A 23,878-nucleotide genomic window follows, 5' to 3' on the forward strand; every position below is an offset into this window, starting at 1 on the left:
GAAGAACAGGCCGTCCCCCGCGAAAGCCGGGGGACGGCCTGTTTCGTGTCACAGCTCAGTCGAACGGCCCGATACCGGTCAGCGGGTTGCCACCGTGCAGGTACCAGTAGGTGAACACGGCGGCCGCGACGGCCAGCAGCAGAACCACGAAGGAGCCCGCCCCGGGCCGGGTGGCCCAGCCCCGGCTCCGGTCCAGCGACCACCGGCCGGGGCCGGTGAAGAGAACGGCGAGTGTGGCGCCGACCAGGATGCTGTCCATTTCGACCGCCCCCGGCCCCTCCTTGTACTGGAAACCCGGGTGCAGGCCCTGTTTGAACATCCAGGCGTCCAGGATCACCGCGAGTATCGCACCGGCGGCCAGCGGAGTGGCCAGACCGAGGATCAGCAGAATACCGCCGGCCACCTCACCCGCGGTAACCAGCGCGGCAGCCACCGCGGGATGGTCCCAGCCGCCCTCCTCCATCATGGCCTTGGTGCCGTCCAGACCGGGCCCGTGGAACCAGCCGGTGAGTTTCTGCAGGCCGTGATAGAGGAACGTGGCGCCCACGACGAGCCGGAGGATGAACAGCCCGAGATCCAGGGTGCCGCGCCGGTAGTCGCCGTTGCGCCGGCGCAGTCCACCCCGGGGCTGGTTACCCGCCGGCGGGATGCTGGCGTAGGAGTAGGTGCCGCCGGCGCCGGTTCCGCCGGGAGTATCGGGCGGTGGGACATCGCCGGGCGTCCCACCGGCGGCCCCCGACGAAGCGTTCACCGGCAGGTCCTTGGTCATGGCCACCCTGGGGAATTGGCCGGTCGGGGAATCGTAGGGACTCCCGACCCCACCCGCGGTCGTCGAAACCGCGCGCTGCTCTGCGGTGGACAGATTCCCGGACCCTTCGGATTCGGAGGGCGTGGACCCGTTTCTCGCCTTGGCACTCACCCCTCAACAGTAAGCCGACGAGCCGCCGCGGTCCGCTCTGAAACAGCGGCGTGTCCGAGCCACTTCGAGTGACGCGGAAGTGTCCGCTGACGCACATTCCCGGCGCGATCGCGCAACGCGACGCCGGCGCCGCCTATCGGCCCGCGGGTCGCGCCGGGGAGGCGCCCCTGTCCGGGCGAGCACCGGGAAGAGCCGGACCCCGCCTCATCTCGGCGCGCCACGGCGCGTGACCCGGCAACGGCGGCGATAACGCTCGCTCGTGGCAGGGGCATGGCGGCACGCCGGAAGGCATTTCCACTACGTTGGGTGCTTATGAGGTCGGTTGGCGCGCGGCGCGTGACGGTGGGGCTGGTACTCGGGGCGTTGATCCTCGGCGGATGCGCGCGATTCGACGATTCCGCGTCCAGTCCGTTCACACCGGAACCCACCCTGGAGGGCGCGGAACTCGAACCGAAGAAACCCCGGCATTCCGAGAGCTCCCCCACCCGGCCGAGCGGCCCCTGTATCGACCCCGATCCGGCCGTCGTCGTCAGCTGTCTGGACACCACCGGCGGATTGATCGAACTGGGCGGGTACGCGCTGGTCGCGGAACGGCGTACCGGGCGGATCCTGCAGGTGGCGCCGGAACAGCAGCCGGTCGAGGTGGCTCGCGTCGATGTCGACCCGGCGGGCGACGGCGGACTCAGCGATATCGCCATCTCCCCCACCTACGGTGAAGACGGGCTGATCTACGCCTACGTCACCACCCCCAGCGACAACCGGGTGGTGCGGATCGCGGAGGGCGGCGCGCCGAAACCCGTCTTGACGGGAATCCCCAAGGGCGCCACCGGTAACCGCGGCGCGATCGAATGGTCGTCGCCGGAGCAGATGCTGGTACTCACCGGCGACGCCGGCGACCCCGGCGCGGCGGCGAACCCGGCCAGCACCGCGGGCAAATTGCTGCGGGTGACCAACCCCACCAGCAATGGCAACGCGCCCACCGAGGTCGCGGTCTCCGGAATCGGTTCGGCCGGAGATATCTGCCTGGGCGGCGACCAGATCTGGATCACCGACCGGACCCCCACCATGGACCGGTTGCAGCGCATCGCCCCCGACGGCACGGTCACCACCGCATGGACCTGGCCCGACCGGCCCGGTGTGGCCGGCTGCGCGGTCACCCCGGAAGGCGTGGCGATCTCCCTGACCGAGGCGAAGGCGCTCGCCATGGCGAGCCCGGATCCCCAGAGCTACGCGGTCACCGCCCCACCGAGCGTATTCATCGCGAACAAGTACGGCCGCCTGCTCGGCGCTTCCCCGGCCATGGACGGAACCATCTGGGTATCCACGGCGAACAAATCCGACGGCGGACAACCCACCCCCAACGATGACCGGGTGGTCCGTATCCCGCCGCCGTCGGCCGGAGGCGGCGGACCGGACTGAGTGCCGTGTTTCCGGCGCGGCCGGATGCATTCCGGTGGCGGCAGCGCAGTGGGGATCAGGCGCCTCGCGGGGCGTACATGATGACCGCGACGCCGGCCAGGCAGATGAGCGCGCCGATCACATCCCAGCGATCCGGCCGGAATCCGTCCAGTGCCATGCCCCAGAGCAGGGATCCGGCGACGAAAACACCGCCGTAGGCGGCCAGGATCCGGCCGAAGTGGGCGTCGGGTTGCGCAGTGGCGACGAACCCGTAGATACCGAGGGCGAGGACGCCGGCGCCGATCCAGGCCCAGCCGCGGTGTTCGCGCACTCCTTGCCACACCAGCCACGCGCCCCCGATTTCGGCGAGGGCGGCCAGGACGAACAGCAGGATCGAGCGCACCACGGTCATGGTCGGAGCCTAGGTGTCCGGCGGGGGAGGTGCGGGCCGGGCAGCCGCCCGGCCTGGGCCCGGACTCGGCCGGTCGATGCGCTCGCCGAGCACGGTGTCACCGATCGCGATCAGGGCCGGGGTGTGGTCTCGCCGGCCTTACGGGTGAGCGCGGTGAGGGCGGCGAGGTGCGAGTGATAAGCGATACGCCCCTGGTGGGTGAGGGCGAGCCAGGTTTTCGGTTTGCGGCCCACGTAACCCTTGGTGACGGTGAGGTATCCGGCGGTCTCCAGCACTGTCATCGCCTTCGACAGAGTGGATTTGTTCAGCTCGCACAGTTCGGTGATCACCATGAATTCGGCTTCGCTGCATCCGTCGAGGAAGCGACGAGTTTCAGCCGCGGCAGGGAAGCGAACAGCTCGTTCAGCTCTTCCACTGCGCGGTCCGTTGCTGTGCCAGAGAAAGCCAGATCCATCCGCCCAGGATCGCCCCGGCCAGGAGTCGAAGCCATCCGTCCATGCTCGCACCTACCGCCCCGAGGAGTAGCGGCGGGAGTACCAGCAGCAGGTTCTGCTTCCACTGCGCGAAGGGCCGCTCCGCCGGTGGACGGGCAACGATGCCGCGTGCACGCCCGGTTCGGGTCGACCAGCGCACCAGCGCGTAATACGCGAGCCCGGCGGCGATTCCGGCGATCCATACGAGTGGGTTGCCCGCGCCCTCGTCGACCGCCGTGCAGATCAGTACCCCGGCGAGCCCTCCGGACAAACCACCCGCGAAGGGCACCCATCCGGGCGGAGCGGCGGCTGCGGGCGTCACCCTGAGCCGAAGTGAACGCCGCGAGCTCGGTCCGGTCGTTGCCGCACAGCGTCGGAGATGACCGCTGCCACGAATGTCTCGAGCGCCGATACGGTCGGCGGACCGGTGTCGCGGTCCGCGAACAACAGATGCCCACCACCGACCAGAGACAGAGCGAGTGAATCGATATCGGCATCGGCCGCGATACGGCCCAATTCCCGCTCGTCGATCAGATACGCGGAGATCGCGGCCGTTGCCTCGGCGAGAATCGCCATACCACCGCCGGGCCTGTCTCGGCGCAGTCGCGCGCGCAGCTCGTCACGGAAGGCGATGAGCGGGAGGATCGCCACCGTTACCGGACCGAACACAGCGGCCAGCGCGCCGGCCAGAATGGAGACCACCGCGCCGGTTCCGGCGGACGCGCGCAGCGCACTCCCCTGCGCTTCGAGCCGTGCGGCCCGGTCGAGCACGAGCGCGGCGAGGAAGGTGTCGAAATCGGCGAAGTGCCGGTGCAGAACACCTTTGGCGCAGCCCGCCTCATCGGTGACCGCCCGGCTGGTCAGCCCATTCGGCCCGTCGCGCAGCAGGACGCGTTCGGCAGCGTCGAACAGTTGCTGCCGAGCGTCGCGGAGGTGCACCCCGGTCGGCATTTCCGTTCCTTTCGCGCGTCGAGTACCGACGCGATTGCTCAGTGGGCATGCGCCCACTTAAAGTGGGCACATGCCCACATTACCTGGAGAGCAACCCGAACCACCCTCAGGACCTCGGGAATCCGAGAAGATGGCCACGTCGTTCGGTGTGGACGCACAGCGCTACGACCGGGCTCGACCCCGCTATCCCGAGGCCCTCGTAGCGCGGATCATCGCCGGCACGCCCGGAGCGGACGTGCTCGACATCGGCTGCGGAACCGGCATCGCGGCCGGCCAGTTCCGAGCCGCAGGCTGCGCGGTGCTCGGCGTCGAACCCGACGCGCGAATGGCCGATTTCGCCCGAGCACGTGGCCTGCGGGTCGAGGTCGCCACCTTCGAGACATGGCAGCCGGGCGACCGGAAGTTCGACGCCGCCATCGCCGCTCAGTCGTGGCATTGGGTGGACCCGATGGCCGGCGCCGCGAAAGCGGCCCGCGTGCTGCGCCCGGGAGGACGGCTGGCGATCTTCGGTCATGTGTACGAACCCCCCGCCGAGGTGGCAGAACCACTCGCGGCGACCCTCCGGCGGGTGGCGCCGGACTCCCCCATCAGCGGCCAACCGGCTCGGCGCCCCCTCGAGCTCTATCGAGCGGGATACGCGGAATTCGCCGACCGGATGCGCGAGACCGGACAGTTCACAGAACCCGAACAGTGGCGATTCGACTGGCAGCAGTCCTATACGCGCGACCAATGGCTGGAACTGCTCCCCACCACAGGCGGTCTCACCAGGCTCCGGCCCGAGCAGCTGGCCGTGGTGCTGGGCGAGGTCGGCAACGCCATCGACGCACTGGGTGGATCCTTCACGATGGACTACATCACCTTGGCCACCACCGCCGTCCGAACAGGCACCTCCTGATACCGCTCCCGGCCACCGTCCACGAGCCGGCAGTCGCCGGCCGACCGAAGTGCGCACGACGGCCACGATCCTGTAGCGATCGTCCTACCGGATCGAAGCTTTTGTGGCACCGGCCTGCGAAGTGCCGACTAGAGCCCCAACCGGCGATTCAAAGATACGGTCGAGTGACATGACACCGAGCGCCGAAGAGCTGACGATCGAACTGACTACGGCCGAACTGCGCGAGATCACAGGCTATGCCGTGGCATGCGCGGAGCCCGCCCTGGCGATCTTCGAAAAGGAACGCCCGGACGATCCGCGCCCCCGAGCCGCGATCGACACCGCACGAGCCTTCGCGAACGGAGCCGAGCGGACCAAAACGATCCGCGACACAGCGTGGGCGGCGCACCGAGCGTACCGCGAGGCGCGCGACACCGGCCGGGTCGCGGCCGGTGAGGCCGCGCGTGCGGCCGTTGCCGCAGCCGGCGCGGCATACCTCCACCCTTTGGCGAAGGCCACTCAGGTGCTGCACATCCTCGGGCCGGCCGCCCACGCCGCCCTGGCTTTCGAACTGGACGCCGGGGGCGACCGTAACGTCGGAAAGGACTACATCGAGAAGGCACGGAATATGGCCTGCCCCACCGTTTCGAACGTCCTCGCGCGTTATCCGAAGGCGCCCAGTGGTCGCGGCCGTGCGGGTGAGCTGGTGCGGGAACTGGACGCGTCGTTACGGTAACCAACGCACCCGCTGGTCGACCGCCCCCTCGACTCACGGCGCCCCACCGAACCGGGCGCATCGGTGTCGAGGGCTTCGCCGACAACCGAGCACAGGTCGGCCCGGATGATGCCCGGCGGAACGGCGTCCGGACCGAGGAACAGGACACCGATCCGGATGCGCGGACGGGTGTCGCTGATGCGTTACCCCACAGTTCGTAACGGCGCACCGGAGCCGATCGATGCTCTGACGACAGTAGGCAAGCGAGAGAGGGGATTTCGTATGCGAAGGACGACAACGGTCGCCGTACAGGCCATCGTTGCCGCCGCCGTGGTTGCGGGTTTCGCCACGGTACTCGGCACCGGATCCGCCCACGCCGCACCGCAGGACTGAGTGGTCACACGGGACTTGACCGGCGCGACGGCGACGTGCCACGACAACGGCCCCGCAGGGCGGGAATACGCGCTGATCCTCGAGTGTTTCGGTCTGCACGGTGTGCCCAATGCCTTTCCGCACCGAGGAAGTACGGAAGCGATAGGACAGGAAGATCCCGAATGGACGACGACGAACGTGGAGTGTGGGAGCTCTCGGTGGAGCTCGGTCCGCCCGAGACCGCGGGGCCGGGCGCGTTCGACGGCGAAGGTATCCATCCCGTGGCATTACTCCTGGAGGAGAGCGCCCAGCGCATCCGCGGAACGAACCGCATTCCGTGTTTCACCGCGTTCGGTGGGGTTACCGCGCTCGACGAGTTCGCTCAGCGCGCATGGGGAGAGGCATACAACCAGGAAGACGTCCCCGTCGAATGCCGTCTCGCTGTCTATGCGACCGACGAAGAACTGGACGACCTCACGAAGGCGATCGTGGAGGATCTCGGCCTGTCCCGGGACGGATACTCGTCGGCAGCCGGCCGAAAGGTCATCGTGAGCCTGCGCCCGATCTCCCTGGAAGACCCCGCGAACAGCTTCTACCACCACCTCGTCGACCAGTACGAAAACAGGTGATTCCGCCGCGGCGAAAGCTTCCCTTCCGGACCATTCGTCCATCACCCCCTCATGCACATCACCGCGCGGACCGACGGTTCAGCGCATCGTGGTGGTGGTGAGATAGTCGTGCCCGCCGACGAGGAAGGTGTACCCGTGGGCGGCGGGGGTGTCGATCGCGGCGACGATGGCCGCGGCGAAATCGTCGACAGTGGGCAGGGGCCCGTGAGTCCGGCGGGCGGCGACCGCGTCGGGATCGCGGCGTTCCAGCAGCCGGATGATGATCGTCCCGTCGATCATGTCGCCGGAGACCACGACGAACCCGACACCGCGATCGGTGAATTCGGGGATGAGGGCGCGTAGGGCGTCCTCGCCGGCGCGTTTGCTCACCGCGATCGGCTCGTACCCGTCGGGTAGCGGACCGCCGTGGGTGTGGAAGTGCGCCTGGTGGCTGGTGACGAACACGATCCGCCCGCCGGGCGGTATGAGGGGCAGGGCGAGGGTGGCGAGCCGGACCTGGGCGTCGCGGTTGAGGCGCAGGGCGTAGCCGGGGTCGGCGCCGCGTTCGAGTCCGCCCGAAGCGTTCAGCACGAGCGCATCGAGTCGGCCGTACTGGTCGCGGATGTGGTCGATCATCTCGGTGACCGCGGTGCCGTCGGACAGGTCCGCCCCGACTGTCGAGGCGCTACCGCCGGCACCGGTGATCGCGTCGGCCACCGTCTGCGCTCGTTTGACCTTCTCGCGGTAGTTCACCAGAACATGGGTGTCCGGGCCGGCCAGTCGCTGGGCGGTGGCGGCGCCGATACCGCGTGAGGCGCCTGTCACCAGCACGATTCGTCGCGGGGACGGGTCCGGTCGGTCCATCGGGTGTTCTCCTCACTCGCCCGGATGCTTCTGATTCAGAAGCAACTATGGTGCTTCGAAATGAGAAGCGCAAATGATCGCGAGTCCGCCGGGCCGGCCGATGAGTCCGGCAACGCACCGGTCCTGGCGGCGATCGAACTGCTGGGGCAGCGGTGGATGCTGCGGGTGGTGTGGGAGCTCGAACCCGGCCCGCTGGGGTTCCTGGAGCTGCGCCGGCGGATGGGCAACTGTTCGTCGAGCATGCTGTCGAACCGGCTCCAGCAGCTTCAGGCGGCCGGGCTGCTGGAGAAGCACGGCCCGAAAGGTTCCTACGAACTGACCATCGCCGGGGTCCGCCTCGGGGAAGCCCTGCAACCGCTGTGGGACTGGTCGGAGATCTGGACCGATCGGCCCCACGACTTCCGCTGGCCCTGAACCACCTCGGCAAGGTCGGTGCCGCGACCGCACGGAGTTGTTCACGAATCGATCTCGGTCCCGATCGTTCACGAGGCACCCCGACGCGGAAATCCGGGAATCACACCGCGAACGGGTTGTGCGGGTCCGTCATCGATTCGATCTGCTCGCGCAGGATATCTCCGTGGCCGGCATGCCGAGCGAACTCAGCGGTCATGAACACATAGATCCAGCGAAGGCCGACGAGGGCTCCGGTGTGTGGATGGATGCGGGCCTCGTCCAGGGAGAGCCCCGCGGCGATGGACCGGGCTCGGGCGCCAGCGCGTTCGAACTCCGCGATCACCTCGGCCACGGTCTCCTCATCGCCCACCTCGAACCCTCCGTGTGCCCACAGCGGACCGTCGCAATCGTCGTCGGCGAGTCGTCCGAGCGTGCGCTGGAACCACATTCGCTCAGCGAAAGTGGCATGTTTGATCAGAGTTATCGGCGTGGTCAGCGAGGGTACGAGCCGAGTCCTGGCCTCGGATTCGGACAGGCCACGCACCGTATCGATGAGATCGGCCCGCGCCTGGTCGAGCAGGGCCTCGAGCACCTCACGTTCGGTACCGGCGGTATACGGTGCGACGGTCATGGCGGACTCGTCCTTCCTCGGCCGGTCCGGCCACACGCCGGACAGACCGATCTGCTGGGGTGGTTCGGGGAACGGCTCACCGGAAGAAGCCGGTGCCGGGGTGGTCGCGTATTTCGCGACCGGAATCCTGATTCGGGCCACCGAGAGTGTGCGATCACATCGGAAGTGAGCGCGGCGGACCGATCACGACTCTACCCCGTACCACCGCGATACAACGGGCCCGGCGCGGGGCACCGAGGCCGAAAGTGGTGTTGTGGCCGAGATTTCCGACGAGGAAACGACAGCGTTCGCCGAGTCGGGAGCCGGCGAACGCACCGGCGCTGAACCAGGTGAGGCCCACGGCCGCGAGCGTCCAGCGACACAGATTTCGTTGCCAGGTGACAGTTCTACGCGAAGAGCGGTGTGGCGCCTCGCGCAACCGGGGACCGGCAGGGGATCCACCCGCGCCGCCGGAGGCCGCGCGGGTGGATCGTGATCAAGCGGAGCAGGCAGCGAGGACCAGTTCGCGGACCCGGGCCGCGTCGGCCTGCCCGCGGGTCGCTTTCATGACATCCCCCACGATCTTGCCCGCGGCCTGCACCTTGCCCGAGCGGATCTTGTCGGCGATATCCGGATTGGCCGCCAGCGCCTTGTCCACCTCCGCCTGCAGTGCGCCCTCGTCGCTGACCATGCCCAGGCCCTTGCTCTCGACGATCGCGCCGGGATCACCTTCACCGTCGAGCACCAGATCCACGACCTGTTTGGCGACCTTGTTGTTCACCGTCTTGGCCTCCACCAGCGCGATGACCTCGGCCACCTGGGCAGGGGTGATCGGCAGTTCCTCGAGGGTGACACCGCGCTCGTTGGCCTTCTCGGTGAGGTAGGCGACCCACCAGGAGCGGGCCTCCTTGGCCGGGGCACCCGCATCGACGGTGGCGATGATGAGGTCCAGGGCGCCCGCGTTCACCAGGTCGCGCATGACCTCGTCGGAAATACCCCACTCGCTCTGGATCCGGGCGCGGCGCAGCCACGGGTACTCGCCGATGGTGCCGCGCAGACTCTCCACCCATTCGGCATCGGGGGCGACCGGTTCGAGATCGGGTTCGGGGAAGTAGCGGTAGTCCTCGGCGGTTTCCTTGCGCCGGCCCGGGGAGGTGGAGCCGTCGCCCTCGTGGAAATGGCGGGTCTCCTGGACCACCGTACCGCCGGTCGCCAGAATCGCGGCTTGACGACGCATTTCGAACCGGACCGCGACCTCCACGCTTTTCAGCGAGTTCACGTTCTTGGTCTCGGTACGGGTACCGAAGACATCCGCGCCGACCGGCATGAGCGAAACGTTGGCGTCACAGCGCAGCGAGCCGTGCTCCATCCGCACATCGGAGACGTTCAGCGATTTCAGCAGGTCCCGCAGCGCGGTGACGTACGCGCGCGCCACCTCGGGGGCCCGTTCCCCCGCCCCGGTGATGGGTTTGGTGACGATCTCGATGAGCGGCACCCCGGCCCGGTTGTAGTCGAGCAGGGAGTGGCTGGCGCCGTGGATCCGACCGGTGGCGCCGCCGACGTGCACCGATTTACCGGTGTCCTCTTCCATATGCGCGCGTTCGATCTCGACCCGGAAGGTGGTGCCGTCGTCCAGCGGGATATCGAGGTAGCCGTCGGTGGCGATCGGCTCGTCGTACTGGCTGATCTGGTAGTTCTTCGGCTGGTCCGGGTAGAAGTAGTTCTTGCGCGCGAAACGGCCCCACGGGGTGATGGAACAGTTGAGTGCCAAGCCGATCCGCACCGCCGACTCCACGGCCTGCTGGTTCACCACGGGGAGCGCGCCGGGCAGACCGAGACAGACCGGGCAGACCTGGGTATTGGGCTCGGCGCCGAACGTGGTGGGGCATCCGCAGAACATCTTGGTCGCGGTGTTCAGCTCGACATGGACCTCCATGCCCAGCACCGGCTCGTACCGGCTCACGACTTCGGCGTAATCCATGAGTTCGACGGTGGGTGCGCTCATGGCCGACAGTCTATGCGTACCCCCATATCCGCTCCGGCCTGCGCGGGTCTGTGGACCGGCTCCGCCCCGCCGCACCTATCATGCGGGTAGGTACGAGCCGCCGGTGGACGGTCAGTCCGCCGGGGCGTATTCGCCGAGCCAGCCGGTGACGGTATCGAGGGCCAGCGGATCCATGGTGATCTCGATCGACTCGTACTCGGTGGGCCGGCCGGTGTACGCGGGCTGCATCAGATGATTCAATCCCGCGAGTACGGAGACCGTGGCGTCCGGGTTCGCCGCGAGCAGCCCGCGCATCGGCGCCGCGTTCTGCGCCGGGGACACCTGCACATCCTTCGACCCGAAGAGCGCGAGCACGGGCATCCGCAGCGCCGAGAGCGCGGGCGCGGGATCATAGGACATCAGCGCGGCCGTATACGGGGTGTTCCGCCGGTTGAGGGCTTCGCTGAGGGCGCGCAGGTCCGCGGGCAGGGACCGATTGTAGGTTTCGGCGAGCCGCGCGGCCTTGGTGAGCTGCCCGGCCCGCAGCGCCGCGGTCCAGTCGGTGAGGAACGCCTGATGAGCGGCGAGCTGCTCCGGGGTGGCGCCGGCCGCGGTGAAACTGTCGCGGCCCTGCTCGAGAACGATATCGGCACCGAGGACGGCGGGCCCGGCCAGCAGGATCACGAACGCGACACCGCTGTCCGGCCGCGCGGCGACGAGCGGCGCGAGGTACCCGCCCTCACTGTGCCCGAGCAGGCCGATCGCGGCCGGGTCGATCTCGGGGCGGTCGCGCAGGAACCGCAGTCCCGCCTCGATATCGGCGGCCAGGTCGGAGTAACGGGACTGGTGCAGGTTGCCACCGGTGCCACCGACTCCGCGGTCGTCGGTGCGCAGCACCGCGTAACCGGCGCGGGTGAGGGTATCGGCCAGCAGCAGGAACGGCTCATGGCCGACGATCTCCTCGTCGCGGTCCTGCGGGCCGCTGCCGGTGATCAGGACGACCGCGGGTACGGGACAGTCGGTGGCGGGCCGGGTGAGGGTGCCCGCCACGGTGATGTCCCCGCTCGGATACGAGACCTCTTCGGAAATGTAGGGGTACGGGGGAACCGGCCGCTGGGGGCGGGCCGGGGGGCCGAGCGGTCCGCGGCTCAAAGTGAGTCCGAACGTATGCCCGGACTGCCGGAAATCTCCCACGATGGCCCCGGCCGACTCGTCGAGCCGGCCGACGAAACGCGCATCACCCGGCGCATCCGGGATGCCGAATTCCACCCGGCCGGGTTCGGCCACGACCCCGGTGAGCGGGCGGCGGGTCATCCCCTGGGCGGGGATATCGATGACCCCGCTGTGGTTGCCGGTGATATCCACCGCCACCGCCACGGGCGCCACGGGCGCCCCGGGCACTTCGATGGCACCGTGCCACTGCCCGGCCAGCCGTTCGTCGGCCCCGCGTTCGGCGCAGCCGACGAGGACAGCGACGACCACCGAGACAACCGCAACCAGTAACGCTCCCCTGCGACGGCGCATGATCCGACTGTATCCCCGCGAGCCCGCGTAACCGGCGCCGAGTACCGGACACGCGGCCGGACGGTTCGCCCGGAGCCGGTGTCAGCCGAAGAACGCCTGCGCTTCCTCGTAGCGGTCGGCCGGCACCCGCTTCAGCTGTTTGGTGGCCTCGTGCAGGGGGACCAGCCCGATTTCGGTACCGCGCAGCGCCACCATCTGCCCGAAGTGCCCGGCGTGCACCGCCTCGGCGGCGTGCAGGCCGAACCGGGTCGCCAGCACGCGGTCGTACGGGGAGGGGCTACCGCCGCGCTGCACATGCCCCAGGACGGTGGTGCGGACCTCTTTACCGATCCGGCGTTCGATCTCCACACCCAGCTGCTGGGCGACGCCGGTGAACCGTTCGTGCCCGAATTCGTCGATACCGCCCTCGCGCAGGGCGAACCCGGAGTCGGGGGCCGGATGCGCCCCCTCGGCGACCACGCAGATGAAGTGTTTGTCCCCGCGCTGGAAGCGGCGTTTGATCAGCGCGCAGACCTCCGTCACGTCGAACGGCTCCTCGGGAACCAGGGTCAGATGCGCGCCCGCGGCCATCCCGGCGTGCACGGCGATCCAGCCGGCGTGCCGGCCCATGACCTCGACGAGCATCACCCGCTGATGGGATTCCGCGGTGGTGTGCAGCCGGTCGATCGCCTCGGTGGCGATGGACAGGGCGGTGTCGTGACCGAAGGTGACGTCGGTGCAATCGATATCGTTGTCGATGGTCTTGGGCACGCCGACCACCGGCACGCCTTCTTCGGACAGCCAGCTGGCAGCGGTCAGGGTGCCCTCGCCGCCGATCGGGATCAGGGCTTCGATGCCGTTGTCGTCGAGGGTCTGCTTGATCCGCCCGAGCCCCGCGCGCAGTACATCCGGGTTGGTCCGGGCGGTCCCCAGTATCGTGCCGCCCTTGGCGAGCAGGCGATCGGTGCGGTCATCGTTGTGGATTCGGATCTTGCGATCCTCGAGTAACCCGCGCCAGCCGTCTTCGAAGCCGACGATCGCGTCCCCGTAGCGGCCGTTCGCGGTGCGAACGACAGCGCGGATCACCGCGTTCAGTCCCGGGCAGTCCCCACCTCCGGTCAGGATTCCGATGCGCATGGCGCCCATCTTGCCCGTTCTCGGCCGCCCGCGCCGCTCCGGCCCCGTGAACGTCCGGTAACGGCCGGGAACCGCGTGACCCGAGCGGTATCAGGCCGCGCAGGAACCACCGGTGAATTCGCTCAAATGCTCCGAGACGAGTCCGGCCATCTCGTCGAGAAGATCCATACCGTCGGCGAAAGTGCCCGAATCAGCTTGTGCGGCAAGGGCGATCGCGATGGAGCCGCCGTTGGCCGGGATCAGCCCGAACTGGCGCACCAGATAGGCACCGTCCGGGTCGGGGCCCCAGCCGCCTTTGAACTCGGCGGTGCTGAACACCGATCCCAGACCCCACTGCTGGTTCACCGATACCGAACCCATCAGTTCGACCACCTTCTTCGAACCGGGCAGGCACGGCAGTTCGGCGGCGAACCGCACCTGGTCGGCGAGCGACCATTCCGACTGCCCGAACGACGAATACTCCGATCGGCTGCTCTTCTCCTGGACCACGGTGACCATGTCCCCGCCCTCACGAAGGACGGCCTGCACCGACTGGGCCGCCTCCCGCGGGGTGCCCAGCGCGGACCACAGGGCATCGGCCGCCGCGTTGTCCGAGGCGGTGATGGCAGCCGAAGTGGCGTAGGCCTGCCCGCCCGGATTCTTGCGTTCGGCCGCCACGACCAGCGGAACCTTCATGGTCGACCAGGCCGGCCCGGTGGTCCAGTCGCCCAGATCCACCAACTGGTCCCCACCGACCGGCATGATGGCCAGGCCCAGCTTCCCCTTCTCGGACTGCTCCAGGGCGGCGAAATCGGCGGCGAGAGTACCGGGAATGGTGATCGATACCGCGTCGTCGGCCGCTACCGCCGCCTGGGTGATCGAGGTGGACAGCGGGCGCCGTTCGGTATCGGCGCCGCATGCGGGCACGAGGACCGCGATCGCGAAACATACGGCGAGCGCGCCCAGCCGCCGGGCCGGTGAGAGTTCCCGTTTCGTCTCGGTCGACACTTCGCTCCGCATGACTCTTGCGATCTCCCACAGTCCCGATGAATTCGTACCCGGTCGAAAAACCGTACTTTAGCGGCGACCCTAGCCCGGCCCGGATCGGACCGCGAAATATACGGTGGGGCGGTCCTTTCCGGGCTCGTCGGCAGGTCAGTAGATGTAGACCACCGCGTTGTTCCCGCCACGGCAGGTGACCAGGCCGGCCTCGGCGACGCATTCGAGTGTGTAGGACCGGCCGGTGACCGGGCTGGTCGCCTCGATCGAAACCGGATCCCCCTCGGCGGAGACCACCGTGAGGTCCAGGTAGGCCTGCCGCACCGCTTCGGCGAATTCACAACTGGTCACCGTGGTGCCGGCCGCCGCCGCACCGTAACGCGAACCGCCGGCCGCAGCGGCCGAACAGGTTTGCGCGCCGGCCGGTAGCTCGGCGCGCGTAGTGGTCGTGGCGGTGGCCGTCGTGGTGCCGGAACGGGTCGGGATGGGCGCGGCCGTACTGCGCGCGGGGGTGGTCGTGGCGGCGCCGGGGGTATCGGCCGCGCTCGGCGCCGGCTGGTCACCGGAACCGAGGAACTGGATGCCCAGCACCGCGAGGATCACGACGAGCGCGAAAACACCGATACCGGTCAGGATCGGCACGGCCTTCGACCGGCCGGGCTCTCCGCGTGGCGGCTCCGGCCGCGCGGCGGCGTTCGCGGCGTAGCTGTCCCGGTACCCCGCTTCGTACGCGGCGGCGTAGGGATCGTGCGGCGCGGCGCCCGTGGCGCCGGGTGCGGGGTCGTCGGCGCGGTAGCCGTACAGGCCGCCGAGACCGGGTGAGGTGCCCGGACCGGGGGCGTCGTAACGGCTGGTCGCATCGGCCGCGGGATGATCGCCGGGGCTGGGGGCCGGGTATTCGGCCGATCGGTGGGAATAGGCGCGAGTGGGATCGTCCGCCGGATACTGCGGGGCCTGGTCCAGGGGCGGGAGGACCGTGGTGGCCTCCTCGGACCGGAAGACCGTGGTGGCCTCCTCCGGTGTCGGGGTCGCGCTGTAGATCCGGGTCGCCTGATCGGGTGGGTAGAAATCGGCCACCGGCATACCACCGGTCGCCGGCGCCGAGTCGGCGTGCAGGGCCGGATCCACGGCCGGGTGCAACTGCTCGTTCTGGTACAGGTGGGCGTCGGGGAACGGGCGGATACCGGTTGCCGGAACGGCCGGCTCCTCCGCGGTGAGCGGCATGAGTTCGGTATCGGTCGGGCGGATGGAGGTGGGGTCGCCGGGAATGATCGCGGGCAGCGTGGTGGTGGGGTCGGGGGCGCCGTCGTCGTCACGGCTCGGTATCCGGACCACCAGGGTGGGAATGCCACCGGTCGGCGGCGCGGACCGCGGATCGGGCGACGGGGGAGTTGCGGCGGGTTCGCCGGGCCGGGCGGGGGATGGCCCACCGGGATGCGGCGGGCGCGCCGGGGAATTCAGCACGGTACGGGCCGCTACCGCGAGTTCGCCTGCTGTGGTGAAACGCTCGTGGGGGTCCTTGGCCATACCGTATGCGATCACATCGTCGAGCCCGGCCGGTAATCCGGTTCGCTGTTCGCTTGCCCGCGGCGGTGGTTCGGTGAGATGAGCGCGGATGAGCACGCCCATATCGGTCGCCGGGAACGGGGGTGCGCCGGTGAGGCATTCGTACAGGACACAGGCGAGGGAGTAGATATCTGCGCGTGGGGTGACGGGTACCCGGTCGAACCGTTCCGGCGCGGTGTAGGTGTAGGAGCCCGGTGCCACCCCCGCCTGGGGGATCCCCGGATCGCCTTCGTGGCGGGCGATCCCGAAATCGGTGAGATAGGCGAAATCGGCGGCGGTGACCAGGATGTTCGCCGGTTTGACATCCCGATGGACCAGCCCGTTCTCGTGCGCGGCGTCCAGCGCGGCGGCGATCTGCTCGATCACCGAGACGGCTCGCTGCGCGGTCAGCGGCTCGCCGCCCCGCAGGATCGTCCGCAGGTCCGTGCCGGGCACCAGGCGCATATCGATGAACAGGCGCCCCTCGATGACCCCCCAGTCGTGGATCGGGATGATGTGCGGTTCGGCGAGGCGGGCGGCGGCCTGCGATTCGTGGCGGAAACGGATCTGGTAGTCGGGGTCGCCGGCGAGCGCGTCGGAGAGAAGTTTGAGTGCGACCACCCGATCCTTGACGGTGTCGTAGGCCTCGTAGACCTCCCCCATCCCGCCTCTACCCAGCAGCGAACGCAGTTCGTAGGGACCGAACCGCCTACCGACTTCGGAGCCAGGCGCCTCCACCCGTCCATCCTCTCCACGTCGCGGGCACCGTCTCCTCGGGCGCGCTCTCGCACCCGGCTGCCCGTCAAACCCTGGATTGTCCAGGGGAGACCACACCGTGGTCAAACGCGTACACGATGGCCGCGGCCCGGTCGGTGGTGAGAGCGTGCCGGGCGGCGGTCACGTGCAGGAGGGTGACCGTGAGCGAATGCGCGATCACATCGTGCACCTCGCGGGCGATCCGGCCGCGCTCGGCGGCGGCCGCCTGTGCGGCGCGCGGCCGGGGCGGGTCTCCGACCACGGTAGGACAACGACGCACGTCCGCGGCACGACGATCCACCGGCGCGGAATTCGTAATGTCGATCGTGCCGGCGCCACACCGGATCGGCCGGCACACCGGGACCCGACCGGAAAGGACTCACCTCATGTCCTGGACAGATCAGCATCTGCGCACCGAAATCCTGCACACCGTGCTGGACCGCGCCGGCCACGACCCGGCACGGCCGGACCTCTTCGACGATATCCCGCATCTCCACCGGCTGTTCGGCGGTCCGGAAGGAGTGCTCGCGGCACTGCGCTATCGGTGGAACATCCATCTGGACGCCAAGCTGGAACTCGCCCGATTCCGCGGCTGCCCCGCGGCGCAGGCCTACGCCGAGCTGGCGGCCGAACAGCCCGTGCTGCGCGCGGTACTCGAGGCCCGGACGCAGGCGCGGGTTCCGGTCGCGTAACCGGTTCCGGAGGAACGACCATCCGTTGATCCTCCTCGGCGACGGCCGGATCGAATCGGATCGGACGCGCGCGGCGCGCGCCACGGGCACCCGAGCCCGCGCCCCGTCACAGCGGGGCGTCGGCCCACCACTGCTCGACAGCCTCCCGAGCCGTGGCACCCCAGTAGCGGACGAACAGCAGCGAGTTGCCGCGCGGCGAAGCGATTCCGGTACCGAAACCGACCACCATATTGGCGGTGGACCGGCCGCGGTCGCCGGGTTCGTCCCAGAAATGCGCGGTGTGGATCTCACCGCTCTTCCTTCCCGGCACCGGGTCGTTCGGGGGCAGCGAATCGACCACCTCGCGCGCGTCCGCGGCGGTGGGATAGGTGATGATCGTGTAATCCATCCGGTCGGCGCCCAGGGACTGCTGGCGGCAGTCCCAGATGGATCGCCAGGGCCGGGTTTCCAGTGTCTCCTCGAACGCCGGTACATCGTCGAGTACCGGTATCCGGTCGTCCGGCTCGTACCAGCTGCATACGGCGTCCTGGTACCCGAACCCATCCAGCCGCGACCCCTGCGGCAGCAGGGTCGGGAACAGGCGCCGGGTGCGGTCGTCCGGCTCCTCTGCCGTCTCCGCCGGACCGGGGGCACCGGTCGGTTCCCGCTCCAGTGTCGCGGTCTCCGGGGCGGCAGGTGCTCCGTCCGGCGCGGAATCGTCGCCGCCGAGGATCACCACCACCGCGACCACCACCAGGGCGAGCACGATCAACGGCACCAGGATCGCCACGGCGACCAGGGGGGCCCGGTTGCGCCGCCGGAGCGGCGGAGCGGGGTTCCGGTCCGGGTGGTAGGCGGGATACGGCGCCGCCGGACGAGCGAACCCGCCGGTGTGCTCCACACCGGGCACCGCCGCGAAACCACCCGTCTGTTCGACGGCGGCACCGGGCCGGGCGGGTGGCGGTGTCCCCGGCTCGGCCATGGTGACCGCCGGCCGAGCACCGGTCTGCTCGATCTCCCCCGCCCGACCGCTCGCGTTCGCCGCCACGGTGCCCGGCCCTGCGGGTGGCGGTGTCCCCGTCGCCGGAACTCCGGGAGGTCCTGGGGGCGGACCGGACGGCGGTACCGCGGCACCCGGCGGCGCCGGCGCTCCCGCGCCGGCCGGGTAGCCGGTCTCGGGGGCGGCGGGTACGGCCTGCGGCCCCGCGGGATACCGCACCGTCGCACCGGGATACGCCCCGCTGCTCTCGGGGGACGGTGGATAGCTCTGGGTGGGCGCGGTCCCGGTGAGTGCCTGTTTCGCGGCTTCCGCGAATTCGAGGCAGGTACGGTACCGGTGCCCGGGGTGTTTGGCCATCGCCTTGGCCAGCACCGCGTCGAGCCCCGGTGGCAGGCCGCGCCGTTTGACCGCGAGCGGCGGCGGCGCCAGCTGCAGGTTGCCGTGGATGATATCGGCCGGATTGGGCGAATCGAAGGGCGCCATACCGGTGAGCAGCCAGTACAGTGCACAGGCCAGCGAGTACTGGTCCGAGCGCCCGTCCATTTCGCCGCCGGTCATCTGTTCGGGCGAGGCGAAGGCGAGAGTGGCGGTGAACATTCCGGTCTGCGTCAGCCGCACCGTTTCCGCCCGTAACCGGGCCAGGCCGAAATCGGTGAGGAACACCCGTTCGCCCCGGCCGGCGCCGGCGCGGGCGAGCAGGATGTTGGAGGGCTTCACGTCCCGGTGCAGCACTCCCCGGCCGTGCGCGTAGTCGAGCGCGTCGGCGACACCGTCGATGATCTGCACCGCCTTCTCCGGCGGCAGGGTGAGCGAGTTGACCGTTCCCGCGTCGGCGCCGTCGATGTACTGCATGCACATCCAGAGGTGGTCGCCCTCGGCCCCACGGTCGTAGACCGTGACGATCCCCGGATGGTCCAGTGCCGCCGCCAGATCGGCTTCCCGCTCGAACCGGGTACGGATGGCGGCATCGGCGAAGAGTTCCGGCTTGAGCAGTTTGAGCGCGGTCTGTTTACCGAGCCGGGGGTGGCGGGCGAGATAGACGGCTCCCATTCCGCCTTCACCGAGTAGCCGCTCGATGGTGAAGCCGGCGAACACGTCACCGCTGTTGAGCAAACCGACCCCCTTCGGGTGACTGACAGACCTGTGAGCCTACCGGGCACGGGGCGCCGGTTCCGCCGCGACAACGGGAATCGAGGCAGTTCATCGCGAATCCGGCGAGCCGATCAGCCGGGGGTGACCAACCCGGATTCGTAGGCCAGCACCACGGCCTGCGCGCGGTCGCGCAGATCCAATTTGGTGAAGACCTTCGATACATGGGTTTTCACGGTCTGCTCGGCGATGAACAGCGCCGTCGCGATCTCGGTATTCGACATTCCCCGGGCGAGGAGTTCCAGGATCTCGCGCTCCCGCGGGGTCAGCGACGCGAGCGCGGGCGCGGGGGTGCGACGCGCGGCCCGGCGGGTGGTCACCTCGGCGATCAGCCGCCGGGTCACGGTGGGGGCCAGCAACGCTTCCCCGGCCGCCACCACCCGCACCGCGCGCACCAGTTCCTCGGCGGGAGCGTCCTTCAGCAGGAAACCGCTGGCGCCGAGCCCGAGGGCCTCGTACACGTAGTCGTCGATATCGAAGGTGGTGAGCATGAGCACGCGCACCGGGGGGTCGAACCCGGCCGTGAGAATCGAACGGGCGGCATCCAGCCCGTTCATCTCCGGCATACGTACATCCATGAGCACCACATCGGGCCGCAACCGCGCCGCTTCGGCGACCGCCACCTTCCCGTCGGGCGCATCGCCGACCACGCTGATATCGGGCTGGGCGGCGAGCAACGCCCCGAATCCCTGCCGCACCATCGCTTGATCGTCGGCGATCAATACGGTTATAGCCACGCGCTCAGCTTAATTCCCGGACGCGGCAGGCGTGCGCCGCGAACCCGGGTGGGACCGGGCCGCCGGAATCAGGCGCATACGAGGGCGCCGATCCGGCTCCCGCCGAAAGCCGCGGCAGGGCAGCGGATGACGTGCGGTGGTGGGAAACACCGCGCGAACGGCGAACCGCACCGCGGCAGCCCGCGCCGGGGGACCGGGCTCACGCGGTCCCCACCGATTCCACCGGCAGCGGCGGCAGGTCGGCGGCGACGGGGAACGGAAGATGGGCGCTGACCCGGAATCCGCCGTCCGCGGCCGGTTCGGCGCTGAGCCGGCCACCGACCGCCAGCGCCCGCGCCTGCATACCGGGGATGCCGTGTCCGCCGGATCCACCGGTGACCGGGCCGGTTCCCGGACCGTTGACCACCGTGAGCCGAACCCCCGCCACACATTCGATCGTCACCCGTACCGGCGCGCCCGGCGCATGCCGCCCGGCGTTGGCCAGCGATTCCTGAACGATCCGGTACAGCGCCGAGCCGACGGTGTCCGGCACCGCCGCGAGGGTCCCATCGATCGACCAGGTGAGGTCGACCCCGGCCCGGGTGGCGCCGAGGAACAGCGCTTCCAGATCGGCGGCGGTGGGCTGCGGGGCGTGTTCGGCGAGCTGCCCATCGCTGCGCAGCACTCCCAGTAGGCCGCGGATCTCGTTGAGCGCCTCCCGCGCGGTGGCGCCGATCGATTCGAATTCCGCTCGCGCCGCCTCGTTCACCCCGTCCACGCGGTAGGGAGCGGTCTGCGCCTGGACCACCACCAGCGACATATGGTGTGCCACCACATCGTGCAGATCGCGCGCGATCCGTGCCTTCTCCTCCAGGATGGTGCGCCGTGCCCGTTCCAGATCGCTGAGCTCGGTCTGCCGGTTCAGTTCGGAGCGAGACCGGATCAGCGAGCGCAGCAGCATCGCCACGAACACCAGCCCGCCCAGGGAAAGCGGCCAGGCCCACGGGTCGGCGCCGATCTCCTCCGCCGACATGGCGGCTCCCAACAGCAGCGATGTGGCCGCCCACACCACCATCGTCAGCTGCAACGGCGCCCGCAGGGCCACCGCGAACACCAGAAAGTTCAAGGCCACGATATGCACCACCTGGAACGGCATGGCCTCACCGGGCATATTGGGCACCGTCAGCGCGATCAGCAACGCCGAACCCGCCGATACGGCCCACCCCATGGGCGCGTTCACCCGCATCAGCAGTACCGGCAGCCCGGCGAAGGCGGCGAACAGCGGAGCGAGCGCCAACGGCACATCGTGGGTGAGATGCAGGGTCGACCACGCCACGATGAACAGCACCAGCGCCACCAGGGCCGTCCCGGCATCGAGCCACGGGCGTAGCCCCCACCGGGCGGCCCGCTTCCAGATACCCGTTCGGTCCGATGCCGGTAGCGCGACGCTCGTGTCCTCCATACCCACGACACTAGGAACCGCCGCCCACGCGCACCTCATACCGTGGGGTGAATTCCGGCCCCTACACCGGAGGTAGCGACGGGCGCGTCTCGCCTCCGGGCCGGGGTCGGAAAACCCTCCTGAGCGGGACGACCACGGGCATCGCCGGTTCATAACGTCCTCGGCCATGGCTGTCTCGAACGACGTCGCGTCCCGCCGGGAGTCGCGGCATCCGCGGTTCCCCCGACGTGCGCTGGCCGCACTCGCCGGGCTCGCCGCGGCGGTATCACTGCCCGCCGGTGCCGCTGCGTCCGCTACGCCCACGACCCCGGCCGCGGCCGCGATACGGGCCCTCGACACCCCCGGCGCCACCGCCGCCGTACCGGACGATTTCCGGGCCGTGGCGGGATACCGCCCGGCGCTGCTGGACGGGCTGCTGATCGCCCCGCACGGTTCGTGCTCATCTCCCGTACCGCTGCCGGCCGAATTCGAGACCGCCTGTAAAGCCCACGATCTCGGCTACGACCTGCTCCGCTACGCCGACCGCACCGGGAGTCCACTCGGTCCTTGGGCGCGCCGGGAACTGGACAGCGCCCTCGCCGGCCGGATGCGCGCGGCGTGCGCGCGGCGGACCGCTCCGCTGTCCCGCCTCCGCTGCGAGGTCATGGCCGAGGTGGCGGCGATCGCCGTGGACCTCAACTCCCGGCGGCAACACTACGGCGTTCCGGTCGTGGAGCATTTCTCGCTCGCCGGGCTCACCACCACCTGGCCGGCGCGGACGGCCGCCCTGCTCCTCGTCGTCTACACGGTGCTGCTGCCGGCCCGTGCCGCGGCGCCGTCCCCGTACGCGCCGCACCGGATCGGCCGCCTGCCCGCGCTCCACCCGGCCACCGTCGCCGCCGGAGGTTCTCATGACTGAGTTCGCCGCGGGCCGGTCGCCGCGGGCCGCCGGAGTCGGCGCATTCGCCCGGCGCGTACGTGCGGCCGGTGACCGCTTCCCGCTCCGGTGGCCCCCGGTGGGCACGACCCTGCTCGCCGGCACCGCCACGATCGTCTCGCTGGCTCCCGGTCTGTTACCCCGGACCGCCACCACGCAGGCCGTCCTCACCGGTCTGCTCATCGGAGTGCTGCTCGGCGCGGGGCGGCTCGTCCGGTGCGTGACGCGCGGCAGGTGGCGCCGGAAGACGACGGTCCGGGCCCGGCAGCTCGCGCTCGCCGCCGTGACCGCGGGGGTGCTCGGCGCGGCCTGGTATGCCGACGGATGGCAGAACACCCTGCGCGCGGCCATGGGCTTCGCTGCGACCGGACCCGGGTACTGGGCCGGGTGGGCGGCCGGTGCCGCACTGGTCGCCGTGGGGCTGGTGGCCCTCACCACCGGCACCGGCCGGGCGCTGCGCCGCCTCGGCTGGTCCCGGGCGCTGGTGATGGCCGTGGTCGCGGGTCTACCGGTGGCACTGTCGGGGGTGCCCCCGGCAGTGGGATGGAGCGAGGCCTTCTACGGCGCCACCGGCCCGGAACCGGTACGGCCCGCGACGGTGACCCGGGCGGGAAGTGCCGTATCGCTGGTGAGCTGGTCCACTCTGGGGCGTGAGGGCCGGCGCTTCGTCACGGCCGGACCGCCGGGTGCGGTGCGGGTCTACGTGGGGCTCCGCTCCGCGTCCGACCCGGCCGCCCGCGCCGCCCTCGCCGTACGGGAGCTCGAGCGTACGGGCGGTTTCCGGCGCGCCCACCTGGTGGTGGCGGTTCCGACCGGTTCCGGCTGGGTGGACGGGCACGCGCTGCGCGGTTTGGACACCCGGTTCGGTGGGAATGTCGCGGTGGTGGCGCTGCAGTACTCGCAGGCACCGAGCTGGGCCACCTTCCTCTTCGGCCGCGAGGCCGCCGCCGTTTCGGCGCGGGCGCTGCTGGCCGCCATCGAGGCGCATACGGCGACGCTGACGCGGCCGCCGCGGCTCCACCTGTACGGGCAGAGTCTGGGAGCCCTCGGTGGTAGCGCGGTGTTCGCCGGGGCCGTCGAGCAGAACCACCGGGTGTGTTCGGTGCTGTGGGCGGGCCGGCCGGGCGGCGGCGGCGCCGAGCCCGGGGCGCGCACGGCGCTCCTGGCCAATGCCTCCGATCCGGTGGTGCACTGGTCGCCCCGCCTGCTGTGGCGGCCGCCCGATCTGCGGTCGGCCCGCCGCGACGCGCCGACCCCGCCCTGGCTGCCCGTGATCAGCTTTCTGCAAACCACCGCCGACCTGCTCGGGGCCTTGGGGGTACCCCCGGGACACGGTCATCGGTACGGCATCGATCAGGGCACGGCCCTACCCGCCTGCGGCTCCCCGCGGTGAGCTCTCCGCTCGGGATAGCGGCCGTTTGCCCGCGGGATGCGGGCGAGCGCTGCGGGTGTGGCGAGCGGCGCTCCCGGGC

General features: G+C 70.0%; 23 protein-coding genes and 1 pseudogene. 8 read left to right on the forward strand and 16 right to left on the reverse strand.

The features are described from left to right. Positions 1 to 55 precede the first annotated feature (55 nt). Positions 56 to 919 carry a DoxX family protein gene (locus ACYR7D_RS27170; RefSeq protein ID WP_459547346.1) on the reverse strand — a complete coding sequence of 288 codons (864 nt, stop codon included), beginning with the start codon at positions 917 to 919 and terminating at the stop codon, positions 56 to 58. 312 nt (positions 920 to 1,231) lie between these two features. On the opposite strand from ACYR7D_RS27170, the gene ACYR7D_RS27175 reads away from it, so the two are divergent. Further along, entirely contained in the window at positions 1,232 to 2,338 is a 1,107-nt protein-coding gene (locus ACYR7D_RS27175) for a PQQ-dependent sugar dehydrogenase (protein WP_459547347.1), read from the forward strand. 55 nt (positions 2,339 to 2,393) lie between these two features. Here the strand turns inward: ACYR7D_RS27175 and ACYR7D_RS27180 are convergent, their stop codons facing one another. The 4 genes from ACYR7D_RS27180 to ACYR7D_RS27195 all read right to left on the reverse strand — a co-directional run bounded on the left by ACYR7D_RS27180 (position 2,394) and on the right by ACYR7D_RS27195 (position 4,153). Continuing rightward, complete coding sequence (locus tag ACYR7D_RS27180; protein ID WP_459547348.1) at positions 2,394 to 2,729, reverse strand: YnfA family protein; 336 nt, start codon at positions 2,727 to 2,729, stop codon at positions 2,394 to 2,396. A 110-nt stretch (positions 2,730 to 2,839) separates the two neighbouring features. Then, complete coding sequence (locus ACYR7D_RS27185) at positions 2,840 to 3,235, reverse strand: transcriptional regulator (protein ID WP_459547349.1); 396 nt, start codon at positions 3,233 to 3,235, stop codon at positions 2,840 to 2,842. Next, positions 3,132 to 3,524 carry a hypothetical protein gene (locus ACYR7D_RS27190; protein ID WP_459547350.1) on the reverse strand — a complete coding sequence of 131 codons (393 nt, stop codon included), beginning with the start codon at positions 3,522 to 3,524 and terminating at the stop codon, positions 3,132 to 3,134. The genes ACYR7D_RS27185 and ACYR7D_RS27190 overlap by 104 nt, the downstream gene beginning before the upstream one ends. Next, positions 3,521 to 4,153, reverse strand: a complete 633-nt coding sequence (locus tag ACYR7D_RS27195; protein WP_459547351.1) for a TetR/AcrR family transcriptional regulator — start codon at positions 4,151 to 4,153, stop codon at positions 3,521 to 3,523. The genes ACYR7D_RS27190 and ACYR7D_RS27195 overlap by 4 nt, the downstream gene beginning before the upstream one ends. Before the next feature lie 130 nt (positions 4,154 to 4,283). Here ACYR7D_RS27195 and ACYR7D_RS27200 point away from each other — a divergent pair, with 130 nt between their 5' ends. From ACYR7D_RS27200 to ACYR7D_RS27210, 3 genes are all read left to right on the forward strand, one after another. After that, positions 4,284 to 5,048 carry a class I SAM-dependent methyltransferase gene (locus ACYR7D_RS27200; RefSeq protein WP_459547352.1) on the forward strand — a complete coding sequence of 255 codons (765 nt, stop codon included), beginning with the start codon at positions 4,284 to 4,286 and terminating at the stop codon, positions 5,046 to 5,048. Positions 5,049 to 5,217: 169 nt separating this feature from the next. Beyond that, entirely contained in the window at positions 5,218 to 5,763 is a 546-nt protein-coding gene (locus ACYR7D_RS27205; protein ID WP_459547353.1) for a putative immunity protein, read from the forward strand. A gap of 533 nt (positions 5,764 to 6,296) precedes the next feature. Next, positions 6,297 to 6,743, forward strand: coding sequence for a hypothetical protein (locus ACYR7D_RS27210; protein ID WP_459547354.1), 447 nt, complete (start codon positions 6,297 to 6,299; stop codon positions 6,741 to 6,743). A 78-nt stretch (positions 6,744 to 6,821) separates the two neighbouring features. On the opposite strand, the gene ACYR7D_RS27215 is transcribed toward ACYR7D_RS27210, so the two are convergent. Then, the gene (locus ACYR7D_RS27215; protein WP_459547355.1) at positions 6,822 to 7,586 is read right to left on the reverse strand and encodes an SDR family oxidoreductase; all 765 of its coding nucleotides are present in this window, start codon (positions 7,584 to 7,586) and stop codon (positions 6,822 to 6,824) included. Positions 7,587 to 7,646: 60 nt separating this feature from the next. On the opposite strand from ACYR7D_RS27215, the gene ACYR7D_RS27220 reads away from it, so the two are divergent. Then, positions 7,647 to 8,000, forward strand: a complete 354-nt coding sequence (locus ACYR7D_RS27220; protein ID WP_459547356.1) for a winged helix-turn-helix transcriptional regulator — start codon at positions 7,647 to 7,649, stop codon at positions 7,998 to 8,000. Positions 8,001 to 8,100: 100 nt separating this feature from the next. Here the strand turns inward: ACYR7D_RS27220 and ACYR7D_RS27225 are convergent, their stop codons facing one another. The 7 genes and pseudogenes from ACYR7D_RS27225 to ACYR7D_RS27255 form a co-directional block, all read right to left on the reverse strand. Next, positions 8,101 to 8,610: a DinB family protein gene (locus ACYR7D_RS27225; protein ID WP_459547357.1), complete on the reverse strand. Its 510-nt coding sequence runs from the start codon at positions 8,608 to 8,610 to the stop codon at positions 8,101 to 8,103. A gap of 475 nt (positions 8,611 to 9,085) precedes the next feature. Continuing rightward, on the reverse strand, positions 9,086 to 10,594 hold the full coding sequence (gatB, locus tag ACYR7D_RS27230) for an Asp-tRNA(Asn)/Glu-tRNA(Gln) amidotransferase subunit GatB (protein ID WP_459547358.1): 1,509 nt from the start codon (positions 10,592 to 10,594) through the stop codon (positions 9,086 to 9,088). A gap of 111 nt (positions 10,595 to 10,705) precedes the next feature. Then, entirely contained in the window at positions 10,706 to 12,097 is a 1,392-nt protein-coding gene (locus ACYR7D_RS27235; protein WP_459547359.1) for an alpha/beta hydrolase family protein, read from the reverse strand. Positions 12,098 to 12,178: 81 nt separating this feature from the next. Then, positions 12,179 to 13,213, reverse strand: a complete 1,035-nt coding sequence (locus ACYR7D_RS27240) for an ATP-dependent 6-phosphofructokinase (RefSeq protein ID WP_459547360.1) — start codon at positions 13,211 to 13,213, stop codon at positions 12,179 to 12,181. 90 nt (positions 13,214 to 13,303) lie between these two features. After that, positions 13,304 to 14,212: a serine hydrolase gene (locus ACYR7D_RS27245; protein ID WP_459547361.1), complete on the reverse strand. Its 909-nt coding sequence runs from the start codon at positions 14,210 to 14,212 to the stop codon at positions 13,304 to 13,306. A gap of 135 nt (positions 14,213 to 14,347) precedes the next feature. Continuing rightward, positions 14,348 to 16,474 (reverse strand): serine/threonine-protein kinase, encoded by a 2,127-nt coding sequence (locus ACYR7D_RS27250; RefSeq protein ID WP_459547362.1) that lies wholly within the window; start codon positions 16,472 to 16,474, stop codon positions 14,348 to 14,350. 127 nt (positions 16,475 to 16,601) lie between these two features. Then, positions 16,602 to 16,730: pseudogene (locus ACYR7D_RS27255) on the reverse strand (histidine kinase); the annotation flags it as partial. A gap of 148 nt (positions 16,731 to 16,878) precedes the next feature. On the opposite strand from ACYR7D_RS27255, the gene ACYR7D_RS27260 reads away from it, so the two are divergent. Then, the gene (locus ACYR7D_RS27260) at positions 16,879 to 17,184 is read left to right on the forward strand and encodes a hypothetical protein (protein ID WP_459547363.1); all 306 of its coding nucleotides are present in this window, start codon (positions 16,879 to 16,881) and stop codon (positions 17,182 to 17,184) included. 106 nt (positions 17,185 to 17,290) lie between these two features. On the opposite strand, the gene ACYR7D_RS27265 is transcribed toward ACYR7D_RS27260, so the two are convergent. The 3 genes from ACYR7D_RS27265 to ACYR7D_RS27275 all read right to left on the reverse strand — a co-directional run bounded on the left by ACYR7D_RS27265 (position 17,291) and on the right by ACYR7D_RS27275 (position 21,490). Further along, entirely contained in the window at positions 17,291 to 19,276 is a 1,986-nt protein-coding gene (locus ACYR7D_RS27265) for a serine/threonine-protein kinase (RefSeq protein WP_459547364.1), read from the reverse strand. Between the two features lie 110 nt (positions 19,277 to 19,386). Continuing rightward, on the reverse strand, positions 19,387 to 20,049 hold the full coding sequence (locus ACYR7D_RS27270; protein WP_459547365.1) for a response regulator: 663 nt from the start codon (positions 20,047 to 20,049) through the stop codon (positions 19,387 to 19,389). Between the two features lie 199 nt (positions 20,050 to 20,248). Then, positions 20,249 to 21,490, reverse strand: a complete 1,242-nt coding sequence (locus ACYR7D_RS27275; protein WP_459547366.1) for a sensor histidine kinase — start codon at positions 21,488 to 21,490, stop codon at positions 20,249 to 20,251. A gap of 166 nt (positions 21,491 to 21,656) precedes the next feature. On the opposite strand from ACYR7D_RS27275, the gene ACYR7D_RS27280 reads away from it, so the two are divergent. Together ACYR7D_RS27280 and ACYR7D_RS27285 are read left to right on the forward strand one after the other, a co-directional pair. Further along, the gene (locus ACYR7D_RS27280; protein ID WP_459547367.1) at positions 21,657 to 22,388 is read left to right on the forward strand and encodes a hypothetical protein; all 732 of its coding nucleotides are present in this window, start codon (positions 21,657 to 21,659) and stop codon (positions 22,386 to 22,388) included. After that, positions 22,381 to 23,799, forward strand: a complete 1,419-nt coding sequence (locus ACYR7D_RS27285) for an alpha/beta-hydrolase family protein (RefSeq protein WP_459547368.1) — start codon at positions 22,381 to 22,383, stop codon at positions 23,797 to 23,799. Before ACYR7D_RS27280 ends, ACYR7D_RS27285 begins: the two co-directional genes overlap by 8 nt. The last annotated feature ends 79 nt before the right edge of the window (positions 23,800 to 23,878 follow it).

The organism is Nocardia sp. X0981 (assembly GCF_977089955.1).